Annotated in this window: 17 protein-coding genes; 11 read left to right on the forward strand and 6 right to left on the reverse strand. The window is 69.7% G+C overall.

From position 1 onward, the window contains the following. Window positions 1–1,362 (forward strand): phospholipid carrier-dependent glycosyltransferase (locus tag ABZS54_RS32645; RefSeq protein WP_355544336.1); only part of this gene is annotated, 1,362 nt, incomplete at its 5' end. A gap of 36 nt (window positions 1,363–1,398) precedes the next feature. Here the strand turns inward: ABZS54_RS32645 and ABZS54_RS32650 are convergent. The 3 genes from ABZS54_RS32650 to ABZS54_RS32660 all read right to left on the reverse strand — a co-directional run bounded on the left by ABZS54_RS32650 (window position 1,399) and on the right by ABZS54_RS32660 (window position 4,380). Next, window positions 1,399–1,917, reverse strand: coding sequence for a pyridoxamine 5'-phosphate oxidase family protein (locus tag ABZS54_RS32650; RefSeq protein ID WP_355544338.1), 519 nt, complete (start codon window positions 1,915–1,917; stop codon window positions 1,399–1,401). 257 nt (window positions 1,918–2,174) lie between these two features. Continuing rightward, on the reverse strand, window positions 2,175–2,984 hold the full coding sequence (locus ABZS54_RS32655; protein ID WP_355544341.1) for a hypothetical protein: 810 nt from the start codon (window positions 2,982–2,984) through the stop codon (window positions 2,175–2,177). A gap of 199 nt (window positions 2,985–3,183) precedes the next feature. Continuing rightward, window positions 3,184–4,380 (reverse strand): ROK family transcriptional regulator, encoded by a 1,197-nt coding sequence (locus ABZS54_RS32660; protein WP_355544344.1) that lies wholly within the window; start codon window positions 4,378–4,380, stop codon window positions 3,184–3,186. Window positions 4,381–4,507: 127 nt separating this feature from the next. Here ABZS54_RS32660 and xylA point away from each other — a divergent pair, with 127 nt between their 5' ends. Together xylA and xylB are read left to right on the forward strand one after the other, a co-directional pair. After that, window positions 4,508–5,665 (forward strand): xylose isomerase, encoded by a 1,158-nt coding sequence (xylA, locus tag ABZS54_RS32665; RefSeq protein ID WP_355544346.1) that lies wholly within the window; start codon window positions 4,508–4,510, stop codon window positions 5,663–5,665. Between the two features lies 1 nt (window position 5,666). Further along, window positions 5,667–7,103, forward strand: a complete 1,437-nt coding sequence (gene xylB / locus ABZS54_RS32670) for a xylulokinase (protein WP_355544349.1) — start codon at window positions 5,667–5,669, stop codon at window positions 7,101–7,103. A 147-nt stretch (window positions 7,104–7,250) separates the two neighbouring features. Here the strand turns inward: xylB and ABZS54_RS32675 are convergent, their stop codons facing one another. Continuing rightward, a complete protein-coding gene (locus ABZS54_RS32675) occupies window positions 7,251–8,438 on the reverse strand; it encodes a low temperature requirement protein A (protein WP_355544352.1) in 1,188 nt (395 codons plus the stop codon). Window positions 8,439–8,857: 419 nt separating this feature from the next. On the opposite strand from ABZS54_RS32675, the gene ABZS54_RS32680 reads away from it, so the two are divergent. The 6 genes from ABZS54_RS32680 to ABZS54_RS32705 all read left to right on the forward strand — a co-directional run bounded on the left by ABZS54_RS32680 (window position 8,858) and on the right by ABZS54_RS32705 (window position 18,160). Further along, window positions 8,858–11,125: a collagenase gene (locus ABZS54_RS32680; RefSeq protein ID WP_355544355.1), complete on the forward strand. Its 2,268-nt coding sequence runs from the start codon at window positions 8,858–8,860 to the stop codon at window positions 11,123–11,125. A gap of 639 nt (window positions 11,126–11,764) precedes the next feature. Continuing rightward, window positions 11,765–12,739: a hypothetical protein gene (locus tag ABZS54_RS32685; RefSeq protein WP_355544357.1), complete on the forward strand. Its 975-nt coding sequence runs from the start codon at window positions 11,765–11,767 to the stop codon at window positions 12,737–12,739. Between the two features lie 180 nt (window positions 12,740–12,919). Beyond that, window positions 12,920–13,345 carry a hypothetical protein gene (locus tag ABZS54_RS32690; RefSeq protein ID WP_355544360.1) on the forward strand — a complete coding sequence of 142 codons (426 nt, stop codon included), beginning with the start codon at window positions 12,920–12,922 and terminating at the stop codon, window positions 13,343–13,345. Between the two features lie 396 nt (window positions 13,346–13,741). Then, complete coding sequence (locus tag ABZS54_RS32695) at window positions 13,742–14,104, forward strand: hypothetical protein (RefSeq protein ID WP_355544362.1); 363 nt, start codon at window positions 13,742–13,744, stop codon at window positions 14,102–14,104. 428 nt (window positions 14,105–14,532) lie between these two features. Further along, on the forward strand, window positions 14,533–15,783 hold the full coding sequence (locus ABZS54_RS32700; protein ID WP_355544364.1) for a cytochrome P450: 1,251 nt from the start codon (window positions 14,533–14,535) through the stop codon (window positions 15,781–15,783). Between the two features lie 817 nt (window positions 15,784–16,600). Then, on the forward strand, window positions 16,601–18,160 hold the full coding sequence (locus ABZS54_RS32705) for an ABC transporter substrate-binding protein (protein WP_355544367.1): 1,560 nt from the start codon (window positions 16,601–16,603) through the stop codon (window positions 18,158–18,160). A 77-nt stretch (window positions 18,161–18,237) separates the two neighbouring features. On the opposite strand, the gene ABZS54_RS32710 is transcribed toward ABZS54_RS32705, so the two are convergent. Both ABZS54_RS32710 and ABZS54_RS32715 read right to left on the reverse strand, forming a co-directional pair. Next, window positions 18,238–19,962 (reverse strand): hypothetical protein, encoded by a 1,725-nt coding sequence (locus tag ABZS54_RS32710; RefSeq protein WP_355544370.1) that lies wholly within the window; start codon window positions 19,960–19,962, stop codon window positions 18,238–18,240. Between the two features lie 503 nt (window positions 19,963–20,465). Next, a complete protein-coding gene (locus ABZS54_RS32715) occupies window positions 20,466–20,744 on the reverse strand; it encodes a hypothetical protein (RefSeq protein ID WP_355544373.1) in 279 nt (92 codons plus the stop codon). A gap of 323 nt (window positions 20,745–21,067) precedes the next feature. Between ABZS54_RS32715 and ABZS54_RS32720 the strand changes: the two genes are divergently transcribed. Further along, window positions 21,068–21,754 carry a hypothetical protein gene (locus ABZS54_RS32720; protein WP_355544376.1) on the forward strand — a complete coding sequence of 229 codons (687 nt, stop codon included), beginning with the start codon at window positions 21,068–21,070 and terminating at the stop codon, window positions 21,752–21,754. Between the two features lie 834 nt (window positions 21,755–22,588). Further along, window positions 22,589–24,166, forward strand: coding sequence for a sigma-70 family RNA polymerase sigma factor (locus tag ABZS54_RS32725; RefSeq protein ID WP_355544379.1), 1,578 nt, complete (start codon window positions 22,589–22,591; stop codon window positions 24,164–24,166). Window positions 24,167–24,260 lie beyond the last annotated feature (94 nt).

A 24,260-nucleotide genomic window follows, 5' to 3' on the forward strand; every position in this document is an offset into this window, starting at 1 on the left:
GAGGCCAACGACCAGATCCTGGCCGGCCGGGCGGACACGCTGCAGACCCAGGGGTCGTACATCGTGCACCCGCCGATCGGCAAGTGGACGATCGCGCTCGGCGAGCAACTCTTCGGACTGACGCCGTTCGGATGGCGTTTCGCGCTCGCGGTGCTCGGCACGCTGTCGGTGCTGATGTTGTGCCGGATCGGTCGCCGCCTGTTCCGCTCGACGCTGCTGGGTTGCGTCGCGGGCCTGCTGATGGCGCTCGACGGGCTGCACTTCGTGATGAGCCGCACCTCGCTGCTCGACCTGGTGCTGATGTTCTGGATCCTCGCGGCGTTCGGTTGTCTGCTGATCGACCGCGACGACACCAGGGCGATGGCCGCCCACCTCTTCAAGACCGGCCCTGACGCCGCCCACGCCGCCACCGTCACCTTCGGTCTCCGCCCCTGGCGGATCATGGCCGGCATCTGCCTCGGCCTGGCCTGCGGCACCAAGTGGAGCGGCATCCACGTGCTCGCCGCGTTCGGCGTCATGACCGTGCTGTGGGACGCCGGCACGCGCCGCGCGTGCGGCGCGCGCCGGCCCTGGCGCGCCGCACTGCGCCACGACGCACTGTTCGCGTTCCTGTCCACCGTCGCCATCGCCGCGGCCATCTACATCTGGTCCTGGACCGGCTGGTTCATGACCGACGGCGGCTACTTCCGACACTGGGCCGACGACCGGGCCGGCCTGTCCCCGGACCGGGTCTTCGGGATCCCGCTGCCTCGGTTCGGCATGACGTGGGTACCCGCGCCGCTGCGCAGTCTGTGGCACTACCACGCCGAAATGTGGTCGTTCCATACCCATCTGGATGATCCGCACCTGTACCAGTCGAACCCGTGGAGCTGGCCGGTGCTCGGCCGGCCGGTGCTCTACTACAACGAGACCGTGCACCAGGGCACGGCCGGCTGCACCGAGCAGGACTGCTACCAGACCGTGCTGGGCATCGGAACACCGCTGCTGTGGTGGACCGGCGTGATCGCGGTCGGCTACCTGCTGTTCCGCTGGGCGGGCCGCCGGGACTGGCGCGCGGGCGCGATCCTGTGCGGCCTGGGCGCGGCCTACCTGCCGTGGATGGCCTTCCAAGAGCGCACGATCTTCCTGTTCTACGCAGTCGCGTTCGTCCCGTTCCTGTGCCTGGCGGTGACCATGATGCTCGGCGCACTGCTCGGCCCACCCGGGGCCACCGAGCGGCGGCGCGCGTGGGGCACCGCCGGAGTGGTCGCGATCATCGCGCTGATCGCCTGGAACTTTCTGTACTTCTACCCGATCCTCGCCGGCGAGACGATCGGTCGAAGCGCATGGCTGGACCGCATGTGGTTCGGCACCTGGAACTGAGCCGGAGGGTGGCCGTGCGCCCGGCGCGGTCTCGGGTCAGGCGGTGTCGAAGCGCCACCGGGTCTGCGTGAAGGTGCCCTTGCCGAAGCCGAAGACGGTCGTCGGCGCGACGCGGTAGACCTTGGCGCGGTTGCCGTCCTTGCCCTGGAAGGCTCCGTCGCGCACGTCGAAGTGCCACTCCGGGCCGTATTTGCCCTGGTACGCGTCGGCCAGTCGGCTCAGCCGCGCGTGGTCGGTCAGCAGCGCCGCCTGGCCTTCGACGACCAGGTCCATGCCCTCGTGCAGGGTGTTGTCGCCGGTGGTCAGAACGCAGTTCGCGTTGCCGGCGAGGTTGCGCGCCTTGCGCTCCTCGGCGCCTGTACAAAAGTGCAACGCGTCGTCGAGCCAGACACCCAACAACGGGGTGACATGCGGTCGTCCCTCGGGCCGCACCGTGGTCAGCCAGTACACCGGGGCGGTCGCGAGCCGGGTGACGGCCTCCGACCACGGGGTCGCGACCGCCGTGGGGTCGCTGTAGCGCGCGTCGAGATCGGTACGCGGTTCGTGCTTCGACATCAAGGCGTCCTTCGGGGAGTCGGTCGGTGGAGGTCTGCACACGATGAGACCGCGCTTCGCCGTGAAACTCATCGGCGGGCGGGCGTTGTTCACCCGAAGGAACGAGCCGTTGGGCGACGTGGTGCCGGCCGCAGTACACGCGGCAGGCCGCAGTGGTTTACCTCCCTTGGCCCGGCGGGCCGACCGCGTACCGGACGCGGCTTGCGCCTGGGTCGAGCCCCGTCCGGTACGTGAGTGCACAGCCGCCAAGACCCCTGTCAAGCGGCGCCGGCCCCCGACCCGTTGCCCCCCGCAACGTCCTGCGTCTCGCGCTCCGGGTCGCGGGTGAGGCCGTGGCCTCGGCGGTGGAGGAGGACCAGTTCGACCGCGCTGAGGACGATCACCACAGCGAGGCCGGTGAGGGCGAGCGGGTCCTTGAGGCTCTCTGGGGTGGCGATGACCCCGTCGACGAACCGATCGGCGACCACCGCCGCCCCCGCCACGAACGGGGCGGCCAGTGGGGGCAGAGCCGGGTGGGCGTTGGCCGCGTTGAAGACGGTGCCGGCGACGCTGAACGGGACGAGCAGCAGGAACGCCAGGACCGGCAGGAGCACGATGAAGAAGCTCAAGACGCTGATGAAACCGTTTTCGTACTCCTCGGCGGCCGCCATGACCCAGACGAGGAATCCGGTGGTGGTCAGGAGGAGCAGCATCACTGCGAAGGGCCCGGGGACCCTGGAGTCGTCGGTCCGTACGACGAACAGCCGCCGGAGGCGGGCTTCTCGGGCGTCGGGGCGGCCGAGGGCCACATAGACCGCGCCCAGGACAACCAGGGCGACGGCGGCGACGGCGCTCATGAGGAGGTACTTGCCGATGACGGCGTCCACCAGGCCGGAGAGACCGTCAGTGGTGAAGCCGTACCGGTAGGCGAGGGCCAGCACCACCCCGGCGGTGGCGAGGGAGCGGGCAAGGGCGAACTTCGAAAAGTCGGTGCGGAGGAGAGGCAGGAGAAGACCGATCCCGGCCAGGATCCAGGCTCCCGCCATCTGCACCAGCCAGACCACCAGGGCCCACAGGAAGTCAAGCATGCGTTTCTTCACTCTCCGGATAGGGGGAAGGGGCTGCAAGAAATTACTACTTGGAGCGCCACATCAAGCCGGTACGACCGCCATGCCCGGCCGCCGCATGCCACGTCACGCCACGCCACTGTCCCGCACGGTCGCCTGGCGAGTGCGAACGCCCCGGCTGCGATCACGCGGGGCCGGGCGCCGTGGGCCTGTTCGTGGGTCAGGCGATGGCGAGCGGGTCGGCGAGGATGCGGGTGAGCACGGTTCCCGCGGCGCCCCGTACCGCGCTCTCCGCTCCCAGGGTGGACGCGCGAAGGACGGGGGTGCGGCCGCGGAGTTTGCCGCCGCCGAGGGCGATGGCCTTTTCGATCGGGGGGATGAGCCACGGTGCCAGGCGGGCGTGGGAGCCACCGAGGACGACCGTGTCCGGGTCGAGGAGGTTGACGGCCCCGACGAGCGCGACGGCCAGCCCGCGTCCCGCGGCGTCGACCGCTTCGAGGGCGTGGTGGTCGCGGTCGTCGAGTCGGCGCAACAGCTCGGTCAGCCGGGGCTCGCACCGGCCGGTCCCGTCGGGGACGCCCGCCGCGCGCAGTACCGCGTCGAGTCCGGCGACCTGTTCGAGGCAGCCGGTGCCGCCGCAGCGGCACGCGGGTCCGTCGGGGTCGACGACGACGTGGCCCAGTTCGCCGGCTGCGCCGTGCCCGCCTCGGAACAATTCGCCGTCGAAGACGATGCCGGCGCCGATGCCGATCTCGCCCGACAGATACAGGTAGCTGCCGGCGCCGCGTCCGGCGCCGTACCAAAGTTCACCCAGCGCGCCGAGGTTGGCCTCGTTGTCCACCTCGATGCCCAGTGCCTGGGCGGGGAGGGCGTCGGCCAGCAGCGCCGAGGCGGGTACGGCCTCCCAGCCGAGGTTGGGCGCGTTGACGTGGTCCTCGACGGTGACACCGGGCAGTGCGACCGCCGTCCCGACAAGGGTGATGCCGGCGTCCCCGGCCCGGTCGGTGATCCGGCGCGCCAGCGCGGCCAGCGCTGCCACGGTCTCGTGTGGTTCGCGCCCGCCGTTGTCGCACGCGACACTCTCGCGCAGCCGCACGGCGTGGGTCAGGTCGAGTACGCAGGCCGCCAGGTAGTGCCCGTTGACCTCCAAGCCCAGACCCGCGACCGGGCCGGGCGCGAGCGAGACCGGCGCCCCCGGGCGTCCCCGGCCACCCCCACGGACCGGCAGCGCGCCGGAGACCAGCCGCAGCCCCTCGAGTGTGGTGACCTGGGCGGCCACGGTGGTCTTGGTCAGCCCGGTCAACTCCGCGAGCCTGGCGCGGGTGACCGGCTGATGCCGGGCGATCCCGCCGAGGACGAGCGCCAGGTTGCGCTCGCGCATGGTCCCGAGGTGGGTCGGGCGAAGCGGGTCGGTCATGACGCTCATCCTGCCGGCCTGTTCGCCGGACCCGACCGATGAGGGCGGGCGTTGACAGTCCGGGCCCGTGCCGGTTGGCTGAACCTGTTTAGTACATACATTGGACTTAATCGTGGTGGAGGCACCCGTGACAGATCCGACCCCGCAGCCGGACGACCGGTTCACCTTCGGACTCTGGACGGTGGGCTGGCAGGCCCGCGACCCGTTCGGCGATGCCACCCGGGCGCCGCTCGACCCGGTCGAGGCGGTGCACAAACTGGCCGCACTCGGCGCATACGGTGTCACCTTCCACGACGACGACCTCATCCCGTTCGGCTCGGACGACGACACGCGCGCGAAGAAGGTGACCGCCTTTCGAGCGGCGCTGGACGCCACCGGCCTGGTCGTGCCGATGGCGACCACGAACCTGTTCACCCATCCGGTGTTCAAGGACGGCGCGTTCACCGCGAACGACCGCTCGGTACGCCGTTTCGCGCTGCGGAAAGCGATGCGCAACATCGACCTGGCCGCCGAACTCGGCGCGCACACCTATGTGTTCTGGGGCGGCAGGGAAGGCGGCGAATCCGACGCCGGTACCGACGTACGGGCCGCACTCGACCGTTACAAGGAGGCCATCGACATCCTGTGCGGCTATGTCCGCGAGCGCGACTACGACCTGCGCTTCGCCCTGGAACCCAAACCCAACGAGCCGCGCGGCGACATCTTCCTGCCCACCGTCGGCCACGCACTCGCCTTCATCGAACGCCTGGAACACCCGGACATGGTGGGTGTGAACCCCGAGGTCGGGCACGAGCAGATGGCCGGGCTGAACGTGGTGCACGGCGTCGCGCAGGCGCTGTGGGCCGGCAAGTTGTTCCACATCGACCTCAACGGCCAGCACGGACCCAAGTACGACCAGGACCTGGTCTTCGGCCACGGCGACCTCAAGAGCGCGTTCTTTCTCGTCGACCTCCTCGAACACGGCGGCTACGACGGGCCGCGGCACTTCGACTACAAGCCGCTGCGCACCGAGGACGCCGACGGCGTGTGGGCATCGGCCGCCGCGAACATGCGGACGTACCTGCTGCTGCGCGAGCGCGCCCGCGCCTTCCGGGCGGACCCCGAGGTCCGCGAGGCCATCGCCGCCGTGGGCCTGGACCAACTCGCGGTGCCCACGCTCGCGCCCGGTGAGACGTACGCCGACCTCGGCAAGGACGATTTCGACCCGGCCGCCGCAGCCGAACGCGGCCTGGGCTACGAGCGATTGGACCAACTGGCCGTCGAGCACATCCTCGGAGCCCGCTGACATGCCCGCAGCCCGCACCCTCGTCGCCGGGATCGACTCCTCCACCCAGGCATGCAAAGTCGTCGTCTGCGACGCGGTCACCGGCGCGGTGGTGCGCCACGGCCGCGCACCGCACCCCGGCGGCACCGAGGTCCACCCCGACGCGTGGTGGCAGGCGCTCAGCCGCGCGATCGGCGAGGCCGGCGGATTCGCCGACGTCGCGGCCATCGGCGTCGCGGGACAACAGCACGGCCTGGTGTGCCTCGACGAAGACGGCGAGGTGGTGCGGGACGCCCTGCTGTGGAACGACACCCGCTCTGCGGGGGCGGCCGCCGATCTGGTGCGTGAACTCGGCGGCCCGCAAGCCTGGGCCGAGGCCGTCGGCAGCGTCCCGGTCGCCTCGTTCACCGTCACCAAGCTGCGCTGGCTCGCCGAGCACGAACCCGCCGCGGCGGCCCGGGTGGCCGCGGTCTGTCTGCCCCACGACTACCTCACCTGGCGGCTGACCGGCAGCCGTGACCTCACGGACCTGGTCACCGACCGGGGCGACGCGTCGGGTACGGGCTACTGGTCGCTGTCCACCCAGGCATACCGTGCGGATCTGCTGCGGCTGGCCTTCGGTCGGGTACCCGTGCTTCCCCGCGTCCTGGCCCCCGACGGGGCAGCCGGCAGCACAGCGGGCGGGGCGATGGTGTCCGCCGGTACAGGCGACAACATGGCGGCCGCAATGGGGCTGGGCGCGGCGGCGGGGGACCTGGTGGTCTCGCTGGGCACCTCGGGGACGGCGTACGCCCCGACAACCGTCGCCGTCGCGGATCCGACCGGCATCATCGCCGGATTCGCCGACGCCACCGGGCAGTTCCTGCCGTTGGTGTGCACCCTCAACGCCGCCCGCGTGCTCGACGCCGCCGCGCGCATGCTCGGCGTGGACCACGACCGCCTTTCCGCGCTCGCACTGTCCGCGCCACCGGGCGCGGACGGCCTGGTGCTGGTCCCGTACCTGGCGGGCGAACGTACCCCCAACCTCCCCGACGCCACCGGCGCCGTGCACGGTTTGACCGGACACACCGCCGCACCCGCGTACCTGGCCCGCGCCGCCGTGGAAGGCATGCTGTGCGGATTGGCCGACGCCCTCGACACCCTGGCCACCGCAGGCGTCGCCGGCGAGCGCGTCGTCCTCACCGGCGGCGCGGCCCGATCCCCAGCCGTCGCCGACATCGCCCCCGCCCTTTTCGAACGCCCGGTCGTCCTTCCCGAGCCTGCGGAATACGTCGCCCTCGGCGCGGCCCGTCAAGCCGTCTGGGCCTTGAACAAGGGCAGCGGCCCGCCGCCGGCCTGGGCGGTCGCGCGCACCGAGCTGCGCCCGGATCGATCCGACGCCGCCATCCGACACCGCTACGCGGATGCCCGTGAACTCCACCTCGACCGGCCCGCCGCCGGCAGAAGGACGAAGCCGTGAAAGGGCGCAGCGAACGGGGCGGAAGCGGCGGCGCCGACCCTCACCGCATTGGCGCGCTCGTACGACGCCGAGGGCAACGAAACCACCGCCGGCGGCGCCCTCGCCTTCACCGATGAGACCTACATCGATCTCACACCGAGGATGATGTCAGCCCGTGGCGCCGGCGCGCTGTGGGTGTCGGTGCCGATGGCGGGTTTCCAGTGTGCCGCACGCGATCAGGATCGTGGCGATGGTGGTGATCTGGGCCAGGGCCGAGCCGAAGCGGCCGATCGGGATGGTGGCGAGCAGGGCCAGTACGGCGCCGATCCGGTAGCCGTTCGGGGTGATCCGGAAGGCCCGACGGGTGGTGACGACCGAGGCGAGGTAGAGCGCGAGTCCGCCCACCAACGTGGCCGCGTGGACGGTGTCGAGGTGGTCCGAGGGATGCGCCATCGCTGCCTTGACGCCGGCCGCGAACAACAGCATGCCGAGCAGTAGTCCGTAGTGCACATATCCATAGATGTTGAGCGCGCGCAGGTTGCGGGCCTTGGGCTCCAGCCGCTCCAGCACCGCGATGGCGTGCTCGTCGTCCTCGGAGCCGAAGTACGCCCACCAGATGGCGAAGCACACCGTCAGGGTCGACGCCGCCGTCGCGATCAGGGTCGCGTTCAGCGCGAGCCCCTGCGCGCCGACGCCGATCGCGATCACCGATTCGCCCAGCGCCACGATCACCACCAGACCGTGCCGTTCCACGAAGTGCGGGACGCTCAACCGGAAGCCGTCGTTGCCCGCAACGTACGGCGTGATGATCTGCACGACCAGCGCGGCGGCCCACACCGCGAGTTGCGCGTTGGTGTCGAGGAAGCCGCCGATCACGATCAACGCGGTGCTGGACAGGTTGAACGGTGCGATCCGCACGAACGCCTGCCGGGTGCCGCCCGCGGCCAGGAACATCGCGAAGTGCACGCCGGACAGCATCAGATACCCGAATCCGAACGCCTCCCCGGTCCCGTCGAAGGCGTGCGGAACGGCCAGTGCGACCACGAGGAAGCCCGCCATCCCGACCATCAGGAGCGTGCGCCGCAGGGGTGTGGTCGGCGGCACGGTATTGGTCAGCCACACGTAGCCGCTGTACATCCACCAGATGAGCGCGAGCATGAGCACCACCCGGGTGATCCCGGTCGGGTTCAGCTCGTGCGCGATCGCGGCGGTCAACTGGGTCACCGTGAACACGAAGACCAGGTCGAAGAACAGCTCCAACGTGGACACACGCACGGTGGACTGCACAGGAGCGGTGGGTGCCACGGGTGCCGCAGGTGCCGCGAGTGCCGCCGGCTCGGGGATGGGGAGGGTCACGGCGACATTATGGAGACGCGGGTGAGGGGGAGCGTCTTCGGGGCGGCGAACGGTGCGCTCGTTGCCGTATGCGGGCAGGACGAAAGGGCACCGGATCCGAGCCGACCCGGGTGCCCGATGGCCGAGAATCGCCCGTCCCTCGACGAGGATGCCGTCCGCGCCGCGATGCGGCACGAGGACGCCCAGGTGTTCCGCTGCCCGATCCCACCGAACACGACCTCGCAATATGACGATGTCTCGGTTGTGCCGGGTGGCAGTCCGGTCAAGGCTCTTCCGGCGTGATGCGACATGTGCAATGTTACATGTCGCATATCGGCAGGCTGCGTTCCAGCACGCGGCCGACAACGGCTCCGGAGGCCCCACAGATGAGTCCCTCCCGGATATCAAAGGCCAATGCGCGCAGACTGCCTGCGCTCGGCGTGGCCTTCTTCATAGCGCTCGGCCTGTTCGCGCCGCAGAGCCAGGCCGCCGCGGTCGGCGCCACGGCCCCGGCCGGTGTGAGCGCCACCAAAACCGCGACTTCGGCGCCGCGGTCGATCCCGGTCCCCAGGTCACCCGACGCCAAGACCGACAATTCCGGTTTCAAGATCTCCTCGCAGGAAGGCAGCGAGGAGTCCGCCCCGCCGGCCGCCCCGACCGCCGAACCCGCCGAGGCCGACAGGCAGTTCTCGGCCGCCGGGGACGAGTGCGGCGACTTGTCCGGAGTAGTCGACGCCACGGGCAGCGCGCTGATCCGACAACTCAAGGCCCTTCCCAGGGTCACCTGCACCTACCCGCTGTTCAACCTCACCGGGGAGACCGCGGGGACGGCCTTCAGCGAAGCCAAGATGGTGACCGTCGCCGACGCGCTGCGCGACACTTCCGCGACGTACCCGGGCACCAACGACACCTCCATCGGACAGCTGGTGATGTTCCTGCGCGCCGGCTACTACGTGCAGGACAACCACGCGGACGCCGTCGGCGATTACGGTCCGGCATTGGACACCGCGGCCCGCAGCGCGCTGGACGCCTTCTTCGCCTCCCCGCACAGCAAGGACGTCACCAACGCCAACGGCGAGAACCTCAACGAGGTCGTCACGTTGATCGACAGCACCCACTCGGCCGGCCGGTACGCCGGCGTCGTCAAGTGGCTGCTCGCCGGCTACGGGGCCACCTGGCCCAGCCCGATGACCCTTGCCGTGGAGCACGTCGAGTGGGTCGTCGAGAACGGCTTCAAGGCCAAGAACGACGGCCGCGGCTGGCGGGCCGCACTCAAGGCCGACCCCGCCATCCTCAACACATGGGCCGACTTCATCATCCGCAACAACGCCCAGCTGAACCGCTTGGACGTCGTGAGCAACGTCGGCCGTTACCTCGGCTACGCCCTCGACGTCCCCGAGCTCAAGGACCGGGTCCGGCCGCTGCTGAAGGACCTGATCAACCGCTACCCGAACGTCGGCCCCACCGCACCGATCACCATGAACCTGGCTTGGTACACGCGCCAGTTCGACCGGAACAACTGTGCGGCCTACGCCATCTGCGACCTCGGCGACCGTGTGCTTCCCGTGGTCCTGCCGATCCAGCACACCTGTAACCCGAACCTGAAGTTCCGTGCCCAGGACATGTCCCCCGGGCAACTGGCCACCACTTGCACCAGCTTGATCAATCAGGACGCCTATTTCCACCGGGTGATCGGCGACAAGGGCGCGATCCCCGGTGATGTGAACACCAACCTCGAGGTCGTCGCCTTCGACGACTACGTCCAGTACGCGCTGTACGCCTGGGCCATTTACAACATCGACGTCGACAACGGCGGCATGTACGAGGAGGGCAACCCGACCCAAGCCGGCAACCAGGCCCGCTTCATCGCCCACGAGGCCGACTGGCTGCGTCCGTCTTTCGAGATCTGGAACCTCAACCACGAATACACCCACTACCTCGACGGCCGCTACAACATGTACGGCGACTTCGACGCCAGTCTGACCACGCCGACCATTTGGTGGGTCGAAGGCATCGCCGAGAACATCTCGTTCGGCTACCGCAACGAGCGCAACGCCGGCGCCATAGCCGCGGCCGGCATGAAGACCTACACGCTCAGCGAGCTGTTCGACACCGTCTACGGCCAGGACGAGGACCCCGACGTCAACTCGGCCCGGGTCTACCGGTGGGGCTTCCTGGCCGTCCGCTACATGCTGCAGGCGCACCCCGCGGACGTCGAGACCGTGCTCGACAAGTACCGCACCGGTGACTGGAACGGTGCCCGCGCCTTCCTGAAGCAGACCATCGGCACCGGCTACGACGCCGGCTTCGCCACCTGGCTGACGACCACCTGCGCCACCGACGACTGCGGCCCCCTGCCGGAGGCCTCGTCCATCCCGCTCTGCACCATTGCCGACCCCCGTCAGTTCGACAAGAACTGCCGCCGGGACAACCTCGCGGCCACCACCGGCAACTACAGCTACCACTTTCTTTACCTGCCGGCCGGCGTCAAGGAGCTGACCATAACCAGCAGCGGCGGCACCGGCAACGCCGACCTGTACTACGGCGGCAGCAGCTGGGCCACCACCGGCAACTACCAGGCGAAATCCACCAATGCCGGCAACGGTGAGACCTTGACGATCGCCGACCCGCCATCCGGCTGGGTCTACTTCACCCTCGCCGCCTCGCAGACCTTCGGCGGCGTGAGCGTCACCACGCAGTACAAGTAAGCCGGTCCGCCGGGAATCGCGCCGAGCCCCGGTGAACCAGGATCCGCCGAGCAGGTGTCTGCTCGGCGAAGCGGGCCCCGCTGGTGTGGCACTGCCGGGAAGCGTGGCCCAGGCGTGACGGCGGTCCTTGCCACCCGGTTGCGGCCGGCAAGGACCGCCGCTCGCGCGGTCGTACAACGAGGCGGGTGTCTACATGGATTGGTCCTCCGCGACGGTCGTCCTCGGTTCAGTGCCCCTGGGGAATTGAAAGCCCAGCTACGCCGCCGAGTGCGTTCCCGGCTACGTCAACCCGGCCGCACTGGGCTTCGCGCCGGCGCCGCGGTTGTCGGATCGGAGCGCCGCGCCCGAGCGGCCCTGACCGTGTGACGCGGCAGAGCCTGGCGCCCCTGGTGGTGTTGGCGCTCTTCGAGCTTGCGTGTGGGACAGACCTGCTCGCTGAGACCTTCCTTCCTGTGCAGCCCGACCATGGCGCGGGAGCGGGCTGCGCCGCCGCGCGGCCTGCGCAATCCGGATATTGCGAGCGGGCGGCCGGGTTTCGGGCTAACGTGCGGAGGGTTTGCGGGTTCGTAACCGCGCGGTAGAGCCGCCGGAGCGAAAGACCCTGGTGGGCTCCGCCGCCGGCAGGCCAGGGGGCTGTTTGTGTTCTCACGAGAATCCGACTTCACGCGGACGTTCGACTTCGCGGATCAGGGGCGCTGGGGCGAGTTGACGGCGCTGCTCCTGGAGGTGGAGGACGCCATGGAAAAGGGCGGTCCCGAGCTGCGGGACCTCGTGCGCCTGCGCGACCACATCGCCCGGGTCATCGTCGGCGACGGATCACGCGCTGCGGCGGCGTGGACGGTCGAGCACCGGTACGCCGTGGACGGCGAGACGCTGTCCGCGGACGTTCTGTCCTCGGTCCGGACCTGGGACGAGGTCGGCCCCTTCCTGACCGAGCCACGTCTGCGTGCCCTGGTCGCCCACGGCCGGGTGATGCGCGGCGACGATCTGAGCCGGGAGGCGGATCTCGACCGTGCGTGGGGGTTCGGCGTTCCGTACGCGCTGGAGCCGTGGGAGGCCGAGAAGTGGGACGCGGACGGGTTCCCGTACGCCCACCTCCCACGCGGCGGCGGGGGCCACGAAGTGCCGTACATCGCCGGGCAGTACCCGGCGACGGAGGTGGTCGCGGTGCCGGGCCCGCCGATGCAACCGGCCCCGTTCGATCGGATGCCACACACGTACGCGTCCGCGGCCCGCATGCATGGCACTGCCATGCAGGCGCTGGCCCGAAATCTGCACCACATGGACATACGCGACGGTGTGCAGGCGTCGGTGGTGCCCTTCTCGGCGGCGTACCCCCTGCTGATCAGCGCCCTGGGCGGACAATCTGCCTACGGCCCGCCTCCGTCGGAGGCGCACGGACGACTGGCCCTGTGGCGACTGCTCGGACGCATGGCCAACCTGACCGAGCCCTTGGCCCCCGAGGCCGTCGCCGCCTTCGTCGCCCGGGTCGAGTGCCTCGCCTGGATCTACCCGTACCCCGTCAGCTACGAACCGTTGTACGCCGCTCACCTGGTCATCGCGGACCCCGTGGGAGGAACGGCCTGGGTCCTGGACGGGGAATCCTACGACTGAACCCCGGGGCCGGCCGACAAGTTCAGTGGCGACGAGGGAAAGCTCGGCTGGTGAGTGGGCGGCCGGGTTGCTTCCTTTGGGGAGTACCGGCGGAGCAGTCCCGATGTCCGAAGTGGTCGACCTCGGTGGGAGCCCTACGCGGACGGGCCTGCGGCAGCCGGAGGAGCATACGCTGCGGCGATGACGACGACCCCTCAAGGCTCCTCGCGGTGCTTCCCGCCCCACGCCGTGCACTCGGTCCGCGCAACATACGTGCGTCAGGCCGGCTGCCCCGCGTACTTCGCGGACGTGACCTTCGACGTCGAGCCCGCTCACGCGTCCGGCTCCTACGTCGAGGTGGCCGTGCCTCATGGCCTTCGGGTCGAGCCGCGCGGCGAACCGTTGGTGGCGGTGTCGTATCTGGCCGCGTTCCGCGACGGTTTCGCCGACGCACTCGCCGAGCACCGCTCCGACGTCCGGGCCGACGTGCTGATCGTGGTCCGGAAGGTCACGATCCACGAAGTGGATTCGAACGATTCGGCGTTCAGACACGCCGGGCGCCTCGCACTCGACGCGGTGATCAGACGTCTGGCCGAGGACCTAGCCCCCGACCACCCGGCCGCGTAGACCGACGCCCGTGCTCCGGGCGGCGGCCGATCAAGGTCGGCTGCCTGTGGTCGTGCACGGATTCGCCCCGACCGCGGCGGGACGGACCCGCCTGCCGAGCCGCCGACCCGAAGTCGCACTTCGTTGGCGGCGTCGTGGTGGGGCCAGACCATGCCGAGCATGCCGAGCCGGCGGGTCCGGTCTTCGGGCAGGGCATCCGGCGGCGAACTCCCCGCGTCGCCTGCCCCGGAACGTCACTGCGCAAAGGGCGGGGCGCGGCCGAACGGGTGGAAGGCGTCCTCCAACGAGTGAGCTTCGACCGAGCGGTTGGTTGCGGTGGTTCCGTTCGCGGTTCCCTGGTGCGGTGACCGGCGGTACACGGGGTGCGTGCCGGCACCCGGACGATGGGGATATTCCATGAGCAGGATCGCGACCGTGTTGTGCGTCCTGGCGCTGGCCGGGGTGGCCGCGGTGCCCGTGGCGAACGCGGGGCCGACGGAGGCCAAAACGGAAGTGCACAGCAAGTGCGGCACCTACGTGTGTGTCCACACCGCCCACATCGGCAGGTACGTCCGGGACATCACCGTCGAGAGCAAGGACGGGCTCAAGGGGGAGATGCACACCTGGTGGGGCAACTACGACCCCGAACACCAGAACAAGGTCAGGGGATACTGGGAGCCGAACCGGGAGCAGACCGGCTCCAACGCCAAGTTGGTGTGCGGTGAGATGCTGCGCGGCGGCAAGCGCGTCGAATACCACTGCGTCAACCTCGACCAGTGAGGGACGTCGCGTGGCGCGAGCCGCGGCGGTCTCCCGTCGACGACCCGGCCGAACCACGCGCCACCGCCGCGTGAACACGTCGGGGCGGGAACCGATCACCACTCCCGCGCACTTCCGAGCGACGACGACCCGGTCGGCGCCGGCGTTGGCCTGGTGGCTCCGCGCCGATCCGGGGACGTCCGAGGTCGGCGCGCCACCGGGCAGCGCCTGTTCGTAGGGGCCGGGCTATCCGGGCGCCGGTGCGACGACGGGGGATGAGACGGCACGGCCCGCCCTGAACTGCCGGAGCTCGGCCACGGTCGCGGCGTCGACCGCAGAACCCGCATACACCCGCGCGCGTTCGCGTGGTGGCCTTGTGCCGACTCGGCGGTTCGGCCATTCTCGACAGGCAATGAGAACGTGTCGCAGGAATTTACGGGGGACTGCGAATGGAACTCGGCGACGCCGCACTGCACTTCCCGTTCGCCGGCGGGCCCGGCGGCACCCAGCCCGAGGAGTACCGCGAACTGCGCGCCGGCTGCCCCGTCGCGCCGGTGATCCTGCCGTCCGGGGACCGCGCGTGGCTGGCCAGCCGATACCAGGACATCCTGACCGTCCTCGACGACCCGCGCTTCAGCCGCGATCCGTCCCGCGCCGGCGCCCCCCGGCTGGCCGGCGGCTTCGACGCGTCGCTCGTCAAGGACATGATCGTCAGCATGGACCCGCCGGAGCACACCCGGATCCGGCGAATCGTGCAGGGCGCCTTCACGCCGCGCCGGATCCGTACGTGGGAGCCGCGGGTGCGGGCTGTCGCCGAGCGGCTCCTCGACGACTTCGCCGCCGGCCCCGGGCGGACCGGCGACCTGTACGAGGGGTTCGCGCTCCCGCTGCCCATTCGGATCATCTCCGAACTGCTCGGCATCCCGGACGACGACGCGGCCGACTTCCGGCGCTGGACCGAGACGGGGTTGTCGCTCACCCGCTGGACGCGCGACGAGATGCTCGCGGCACACCGCGAATACGTCGACTACGTCGGCACGTTGATCGCGGCACGGCGGACCGCCGGTGTGGCTGACGACGCGGGCGAAGGCACGGGCGACGACGAGGGTGAAGCCGACCTCCTGGACGCCCTGGTCAGCGCCCGCGACCAGGACGACCGGCTGAGCGAGCACGAACTCGTGCAGCTCGTCCGCGCGTTGATCTCCGCAGGCCACGAGACCACCGCGACCGTGTTCACCCGCGGCCTCTACATGCTGCTCACCCACCCCGGACAACTCGCGCTGCTACGTGCCGAACCCGAGCGCCTGGACGCCGCCGTCGAGGAGATCCTGCGGTACGTGCCGCCCGGCTCCGGGGGCACCCCCCGCATCGCCACCACCGAGATCGAGCTCGGCGGTGTCCGGGTCAAGCCGAACGAGGGGGTCATCGCGCCGTTCGGCGCCGCCAACCACGACCCGGCCCGGTTCGCCGACCCGGACACCTTCGACATCGCCCGTGTCGACCCGCCGAGCCACATCGCCTTCGGCCACGGGCCGCACCACTGCCTGGGCGTTCACCTCGCCCGACTCGAACTGCGGGTCGCGTTCGAGGTCGTGCTGCGCCGTCTGCCGGACCTCGACCTGGCCGTTCCGGCCGAGGAGTTGGTGTGGTCGGAGGGTCTGCGGGTGCTCAAGCTGCAGGCCCTCCCGGTGCGCTGGTGACCCGACGCGGCGCGGCGGTCGGTTCGGCGTGAGGCCGGTGATCAGCGCGAACGGCGCGCCGAACGGGTCGAGGACCACCGCGCTCCGGCCGGCCATCACCCGGCACGCACCGCTCCCACCGGTGGCGTGGTGGGGCGATGGCATGGCGGCCACACGAGGGGAGGCCACCGCGGGTGACCCGCCGCGCCGACCGCGGGCGGAGCGGGATGCCGGGGCAAAGCATCCGAGCAGGGCGGGGATTCACCGGCACCCTGACCTTCCGCGACCCCACCGACGAGCCCTCCGAGGACCAGCCGGTACGCACAGCGAGTCCGGGACCCACTCCACCTCCGATTCGCCCGTGGTGGGCTCGGCCTCGCGCGTGCTCGAACTCATGGGCTGTCGAAAGTCGAACGCCCCGGCCCCGCCGCGTCGATGGCTGCGATCGAGCCCGTGATCGCGAGGCCGGAGTCCGCAGGAGTAGGAATCTCGCGTCGGATGGATAGCCGCCTCGCGAACGCGCCTATAGCTTCTGTTGCGCCGCGCGGTTCGGGGCGTGATCCGTCCGTGTCCCGCGGTGTTCTCGCCACGTCCCGGTAGCGACGGACGGATCGAACCCCGAACCGCGCGGAAGTGCGGCGCGAGTGGCGCGTATTCACGATCCGCCGCTCCGTTCGCGACGATTCGACCGGTTGACGGGCGACGCACGGCATCCATATCTCGTCGATACAGGGCAGGTGCACACCTCGTGCCGTTCGCGCTGCGAACCACGCGAAGAATCACCGGACTCGGTGGCCTCCTTCGCAATGTCGGACCCTTCCGAAATGTACTGCGCCCCTTGTCCCCGGCCATGGCCCTGGCGATGATCTGCCTGAGCGCCACGGCCGGATGCGGGCTCGTCGGCGACGACGAATCCGACGCACCCGGTACCCCACAGGCGGGTGGCTCGGCCGTCTTCCTCCTTCCGGGCGAGCCGCGTGGCCTCGACCCGTTCAGCGCGAGCTATCCGAACGTGGCCGACGGAAACCGGATGTCGGCGCTGTACGACGTCCTGGTCTGGACGGAGCCGGCGACCGGCACCGTGCACCCCAAGCTGGCCGAGTCGTTGACCAGCGACGCCCAGCTCACGAATTGGACGCTGACCCTGCGCGCGGGACTGCGCTTCTCGGACGGCTCGGTCCTGGACGCCGCCGCCGTCAAGGCGACGTGGGACGCCCATCGGGATCCGACGGTCAATTCGTTGGTCGGTGGTGTACTGCGGGACGTCAAGCTGATCCTGGTGTCGGACCTACAGTTGCGGATCGAACTTCCGTCCGCCAACGCCAACTTCGACCACATGGTCGCCCGCAACCTCGCCTTCGTCGCCCCCACGAAGTTCGTCTCCACTCCCGAGGGCCGAGCCGCTCTCAAGCGCACCCCGATCGGCGCGGGCCCGTTCAAACTCGCTGCCTGGGAGCCCGGGAAAGACCTGCGCATGGTGCGCAACGAGACCTACTGGCAGAAGGGACTTCCGCACCTCGACGAACTCGTGTTCCGAGTGGACCGCAACATCGCGGCCGCACCGGAGTCGATCGCGAAGAGCCGAGCGGACATCACCGTCACCACCGACCCGACCGTGCTGGGCGATGCCAGGGACAAGGACCTGAAGGTCGACGAGACACTGCTCAACGGCGGCCTGATGATCGCCTTCAACCTGCGCAAGCCCCCCTTCGACAACGCGGACGCACGTCGGGCGATTTCGTTGGCGCTGAGCGGCGAGGATCTCAACCGCCGCTTCTACAAGGGTCTCGGCGTCCAGGCCAGGGGCATTTTCAACGCGAGTTCCCCGTTGGCGAACGTCAACCTGGCCGCCGTGGAGAACAAGCCCCAACAGGCGGGCGAACTCTTCGCGAAGCTCACCTCGAATGGCCAAAAGCCTTTCGTCTTCCACTACTTGGTACCCGACAGCCCCAAGTCCCGGGACATCGCCGAATACATCCGGCGAACGCTGGCCGGATACCCGGGGGTGACCATGATCGTGGACGTGGTCGACATCGCGTCGCTGGTCACACGTACCTCGGCCAAGCACGACTTCGAGGCAACCGTCTTCCAACTGTGGGCCGACGACGTGGAACCGAGCATGCATCAGTTCCTGGTCACCGGGGGCATCAACAACATCACCGGCTACAGCAACTCCGCCGTCGACAAGGCGCTGGGCGAGGGCCGACTCTCTCCCGATCCCAAGGTCCGTCGGGACGCCTACACGCGCGTGCAGACCTCGCTGAACCGCGACATGCCCTTCTGGGTGTACCTGGAAGCCTCGGCGGCAGCCGTGCACAGCCGGTACATCACCGGCGTCGAGCCCTTCAACGACGGACTTGTGCACTTCGACCGGATCACCCGAAGCACCGCCAAATGACCGACCCCACCCCCGGGTCCGCATGACGCCTCCCCGTTCCGTGCGCGTTGTGTGTGCGGAACGGGGAGGCGCGTTCGTCAGTAGTCGATCGTGCTCTGGTAGAGGCTCTTCAGTGGGCCGTTGGCGGAGGTGTCGTATCCGTCCGCCTTGCGGTGTTGCCAGAATTCGGCGAACGTCGAGGAGCGGTGCCGCAGGAAGGTGTTCCAGACGTTTCCGGGCGTGGCCTCCCCGTAGACATCGGAACCCTCGTTCGTCGTGTCGGTGAGGTCGATCAGCGCACCGGCCACGCGGCCTTCGACCGCGTCACCGTCGTCCCAGCCCGACGTACCCCAGGTGGGCGTCTCCAGATTGAGGGACGAACCGCTGGGCCACCGGTAGTAGGGATCCTTGTACACACTCGCCGGCACCCACTCGGCGAAGCCCTCCACCCAGGCGCAGCCCGTCGAGGACTTCGCCGAAACGCCGTGCGGGCTGCAATTGGGGATGGGCGGCGCGAAGTCCTCGTAGACGTCGGCCATCAGGGCATGCGTGAGTTCGTGCACGACGGTCATGTGCGAGTCGGGAGCGTCCGCCTTGAGGTGGATCTGCTTGTTCCCGAAGTAGTTGCCGACTGTGGAGTCCGGTGCCCAGTTGACCACGACCTGACGGCACGTGGTGTCCAAGGCGTCCCAGCACGTGTTGCCGGGAACCCATTTCCAGGCGTCGTTGAGCGCGTCGAAGGCGTGCAGGGCGCGCATCCGGTTTACCTGGGTGGGCTTGCGGTCGCCGAAGGCGGTGGTGCTTCCGTTGGCGACGTTGGCGACCGTGGGGGTGGTGAACGAGAAGGCGTTCGTGGTGCCGGTCGCCTGGACGCGCCAGTTCTTGTTGCTGGTGGTGAGCTTGACGTATACGTCCTGGCCGCTGTTGTTGCTCTCGGCGTTGTCGAAGCACAGCTTGTACTCGCCCTTGGTGCCGGTGAGGCCACTGGCGAGCAGGTCGTGCGCGTTGCTCGTGTCGGCATCCCATGCCTCGACGGTCATGTTGACCACCGGCTTGGTCACGCCCTTCTCGTCGACGTACAGCCACTTGCCGGTCGCGCACGCGGTCGCCGCCACGGCCCGGGCGCGCGCTACCACCGGATCGTCCCCGGCGGGCGCGGGCAGGCCGGCTGCGGACAACGATTCCGCCGCGAGATGGGGAGTCGACTCCTGCGGCGCCACGTCCGGCGCGACCTCGACCGAGTCGGAATCGGTGGACCGCTCCGAGCCCAGGCTCGACCCGCCCGGCGCCGCGCCCACGGTGAGCGGGATCAGGTCCTCGGCGGCGTCCACTCCGGCACGCAGGTCGGCGGCGGCGCGCACCTTGATCTCCGCCGGACCGGCCGCCTTCGCGACGATCCGTCCGGTGTACGTGGTGCTCTGCCCCGCCTTGAATGTGCGCACGGTCGCCGCGCGCTCGATGGTGCCCAGGTGTACCGGGTTGGACGAGGGATGCGCGGACCGGGTCAGTCCGACGGGCGCCTCGAACCAGGCGAGGTTGGCCGGCAGGTCCGCCTGCACACGTACGTTCTTGGCCGCGAATTGCGACCGTACCTCGAATGACACGGTGGCGATCTCGCCGACCGCGAGCGGGTGGTCGACGCCGGCGTCCACCGAAAAGCAGCTGCGTTCCTCGCCGGCTTCGGGTGCGTCCGGGTTCGGGCGGCTCGTACATGTCCGGGGGGCGGCGGAGTCCTTTCCCGAGCCGGCGGTATCCCATGCCGCGAACGCGCCGGCCCCCAATCCGACCTGGATCGCCACGGCTCCGGCAACGACGATGACCACGCGTCGCCTGCGCCGTACTGATATTCGATTGATCATGGCGTTCGAACGTAGCCACTCGCATCGACGGCCACTATCCGATTCACGCGAACCGCGCCGGGGCGTCTCCACGCACGGGACCGACGACGCGGTCCGACGACCACGCACGGGGCGGACGGTCGGTGTCCTGCCCCGCGCGGAATCGGAAACCGGGCCCCTGGGCGGAGAATTCGGGCGTGCTGTCCATGCCGCCTGTCATCCCTGTCCGAGGTGCCCGGCTTCGGCCCGGCGGGTGAACGTCGAACGGAGTCCGGCGCACCCCGCCGAGGCGGAACCCTGAGACGCCGGACGCCCTTCGACCGTCCGGCCGGGCGTCTTCCCGAGGCGGCACATCGCTGTCGTCGCCTCTCGGGCAGCCTCTCGCATGCGACCGGCACTGCCAAGTGGTCGAGACCCAGCATTCGTTGGCGTCTCGATCACCTCATCGACCCCTGCCCCGGGCGTGATCGCGCAACCGGCGGATATCGCTACCGGACGTATAGCGCGAAATAGCCCAGCATGATGTCGTACGGGCACTTCCACTGGGAAAAGCCCTCACGCTGATACTGCTGACCGGCATCCACGCACTGGCTGTACGTCGTGTAGTGGTTGATCAGCATCCAATCGGCCGCCGCCTGCGCGGGAGCTTTATCGGCTGTCGCCGCCACCGGCCGGGCGTTCACCGTGGCGGCTCCGGCCGTGGTCCCGATCGCACTCATCGACGCGATGGCCAGTGCCGTGGTGAGCAGTGCAGCACGCTTGCGCATTCAACTCGGGCCCGGTCCGAAGCGCAAAGGTGCGGAACCCACACCGTATCGCCGCCGCACAGCGGAAAACACCCCCGGAGAACGCCTCGTTCGCTGCCGGCTCCCAGCACGGGACGTGCATCACCGGATCACGATCCGGAAAGAGCTCCCACCGGGTTTCCCGCCGTCGCCCCAGCGAGCGTCCGATACTGGATGGCGAAGCGATCGGCGAGGGCGTCTCGATCGCCTCGCGAATCGCGAAGTGCCGGGCGCAACCGGATGCGGCCGGCGGCTGTCCTCAATGGTGACCGATCCCATCGGGGCCCATCCACGGGAGGCCGCCCATGTCCGCCGCGTTATCCACCCGCACCTTGCTCGTCTGCTCGGCCGTCGTCGCACTCGGCCTGTCGTCGACCGCATGCGGCACCACCGCCGCCCACGGCGGCTCGGGTGCCGCGGCCCGACCCACCGAGAGCCTCGGTCACCCACCCGTGGCACCTCCTGCCGACAAGGTGCGGCCCCCGCAGCCGACCGAGACCAAGTGGGGGTCGTCTGCCGACAACTCGCGCACCCCCGGGCTCCCGAAGTGGCTCGGCCCGGAGGATCCGCCTCCGATGGCGACGGGTTCCGAGTTCGTCCTGCCCAACCTCGCCCGCGTCTCGGTCACGGAGGTCGGCATACTCGACGGCGCACCCGCGCCCGCCGGTTCGCGGCGCGCGGACGTCCACGTCCGGATCCGGGACGACGGTGCGAAACCGCTGAACCTGGACGGTCAGGTCCGAGTGAGTGTGGTGCGGCGGGACACTGCCGCGCGGATGCCACAGATCGACCCGCCGCTCCCCGACAACACGCCGACCCCGTCGTTCTCCGGGATGCTGTCCGCCAGGGAATCCAAGGACGCCGTGATCGGCTTCGCGCTCGAAGAATCCGGCTTCTTGGCGGGTTTCGAGGTGTGGGTGACGGTCGATCAGCCCGGCCGGGTCGCGCCCTACCCGGTCAAGTTCCTGTACACACCGAAGGCCGACTCGTAATTCCGGCGTGCTGGTTGTGTATCGACCCCAGCCGGTAGGGGAGTTCGTACGTTCCGACGCAACCGGCGCGCTGTCGAGACGGCCAAGTCTTCGCCTCCGCCTTTTGGATGGTGCCCGGTACACCCGCCGCCGTCACGGAGATGCGTCGTGCCTCGCCCTGCCGCGTCGCGCGCGAAAGCCGGGTCGGCGTCCCGCAGTTGCGTGTGCCGGCCGTCCCCGATCCGAAACGGGACGTCGACTGCGCACAACCACGAACTCGCCCCAGAAGCCCATCGCTCTCCCGCACTCGCAGATTCGCAAACGACCGTAACGAGCCTCGCCGATACGTGCGGGACGAGTCTGCCGGCGCCTCGGACCACGAGCACGGTGCCGAGCGGTCTGCCGGCGGTCGCCGGGCACGACCTGGCGGCGAGCCTCGACAGCGTCGCCAAGACCCGAGCGTGTACGCGACAGCGGAAGAACGTTTGGAACGGCTGCGATCCCTGTTGACGGGAACACCGAACTTGTATGGGATATCCGCATTTCGCACCTCGAATTTCGCACCTCGAAGGGACTCCCACCATGCGTCGGTGATCGCGGTCGCGGTGTCGGCCCTTCATCGCACGCGACGACGGCTGTACGGACTGCGACCGGGCCCGAAACCCGTCGGATGAGATCGGGCGCCTGTTCGACGGGTACGGAACCGCCGTCCCGCCCTCGAAGGGCTGTTGGAGACTCGTTCGAGTAGCGTACGCCCAGCTTTGCGGCGCACTTTCTGTTATCGCGGCCCCGGCCGAACGGTCTCCCCTGTGTAAGACGGGACAGGCGAGTACCCAGAGGGAGAGTGGCACGGACGTGGGCGCGAGCGGGAAACACGACAGCGCGGTGGTGGAGGCGGCACGTCGGGGCGACCAGCGGGCCCAGGACGAGCTCGTAGCCGCGTATCTACCGCTCGTGTACAACATCGTTGGCCGGGCCCTGAACAGGCACGCCGACGTCGACGACGTGGTCCAGGAGACCATGATCCGCGCACTCGGCGGTCTGGGATCCCTGGGTGACCCGGAAAGCTTCCGGTCCTGGCTGGTGGCCATCACGATGAACCAGATACGCGGCCACTGGCAGACGCGCAGTGTCGCGCCGGGCGGTTCCGGTCTGCAGGACGCCCACGACGTCGCGGACCCGCGCGCGGACTTCGTGGACCTGACGATCATGCGACTCGGTCTGGAGGGGCAGCGGCGGGAAGTGGCCGAGGCCACCCGCTGGTTGGACGCCGACGATCGTGCGCTGCTGGCGATGTGGTGGATGGAGGCGGCGGGCGAGCTGGAGCGGGCCGAGATGGCCGCCGCGCTGGAGCTGTCGCCGAAACACACCGCGGTGCGCGTGCAGCGGATGAAGGCGCAGCTGGACACGGCCCGGGTGGTGGTGCGGGCGCTGTCCGCGGTGCCCGGCTGTGTGTTGCTGGACGACGTGATCAGGACGTGGGACGGCATCCCGTCGGCGCTGTGGCGCAAGCGGGTCGCGCGGCACGCGCGTGACTGCACGGTTTGTTCCGGATGCGTGGCGGGGCTGGTGCCGGCCGAGAGGCTGCTGGCGGGCCTCGCTCTGGTGCCCGTGGTCGAGGTATTGAGGGGTCTCGCGGGGGCGGCTGCGTTCGGGGGCGCCGGGGTGCCCGGCGAGGCGGCGGCTTTCGACGCGGTGGGTGGTGGTGGCCGGTTGCGCGACGGCCGGGCCCGCCGAATACGCAGGCGGCGCCGTGCGAGCGCCGTGGCCGCCGCTGTCGCCCTGCTGGTAGCGGGAGGCACGTTCGTCGAAATCACCGTACTGTCGCCGGGCGAGGACAAGGATCCGGTGTGGTCGGCGTCCGCCACCGAGTCGGAGTCCGCGACGCCTTCGGCACCCGCCGTCTCCCTGTCGCCTGTCGCCTCGGCGTCCCCGTCCCGCTCGCCCATCAGGTCCGCCTCGCCGAACCCCACCACGTCACCCACGAAGTCGCCTCCGGCGCCGACCACGGCCAAGCCGCGTCCGACGCCGTCGACGCAGCCCATGACCACGGCCGATCCCGCGGGCGGCCCGGCCGAGAAGGTCCTGGCGATCACCAACTCCGAGCGAGCCAAGGCGGGATGCGGCGCCCTGACCCTCGACTCCCGCCTCACCCGCGCCGCCCAGTTGCACAGCGAGGACATGTCGGCCAACGGCTACCTCTCCCACACCAGCCAGGACGGCCGAACCTTCGTCGACAGGGCCCGCGCACAGAGCTTCGCGAACCCCGGCGCCGAGAACATCGCCCGCGGCCAGAACTCCCCCGAGCAGGTGATGAAGTCGTGGATGAACTCACCGGGCCACCGCGACAACATCCTCAACTGCTCCCTGACCAAAATGGGCCTCGGCGTGGACAGCAAGGACTGGACATGGACCCAGATATTCGGCTTCTAAGTGGGGATTTAGGCATAGGTTGAGGCGTTAAGTCGCTTGGCTGCCAGTGGCATTCGGCAGGATTTGCGCCATACATGCATCCTCGCATCCGCGA

It is taken from the genome of Embleya sp. NPDC005575 (assembly GCF_040605455.1).
Lineage (GTDB): Bacteria > Actinomycetota > Actinomycetes > Streptomycetales > Streptomycetaceae > Embleya.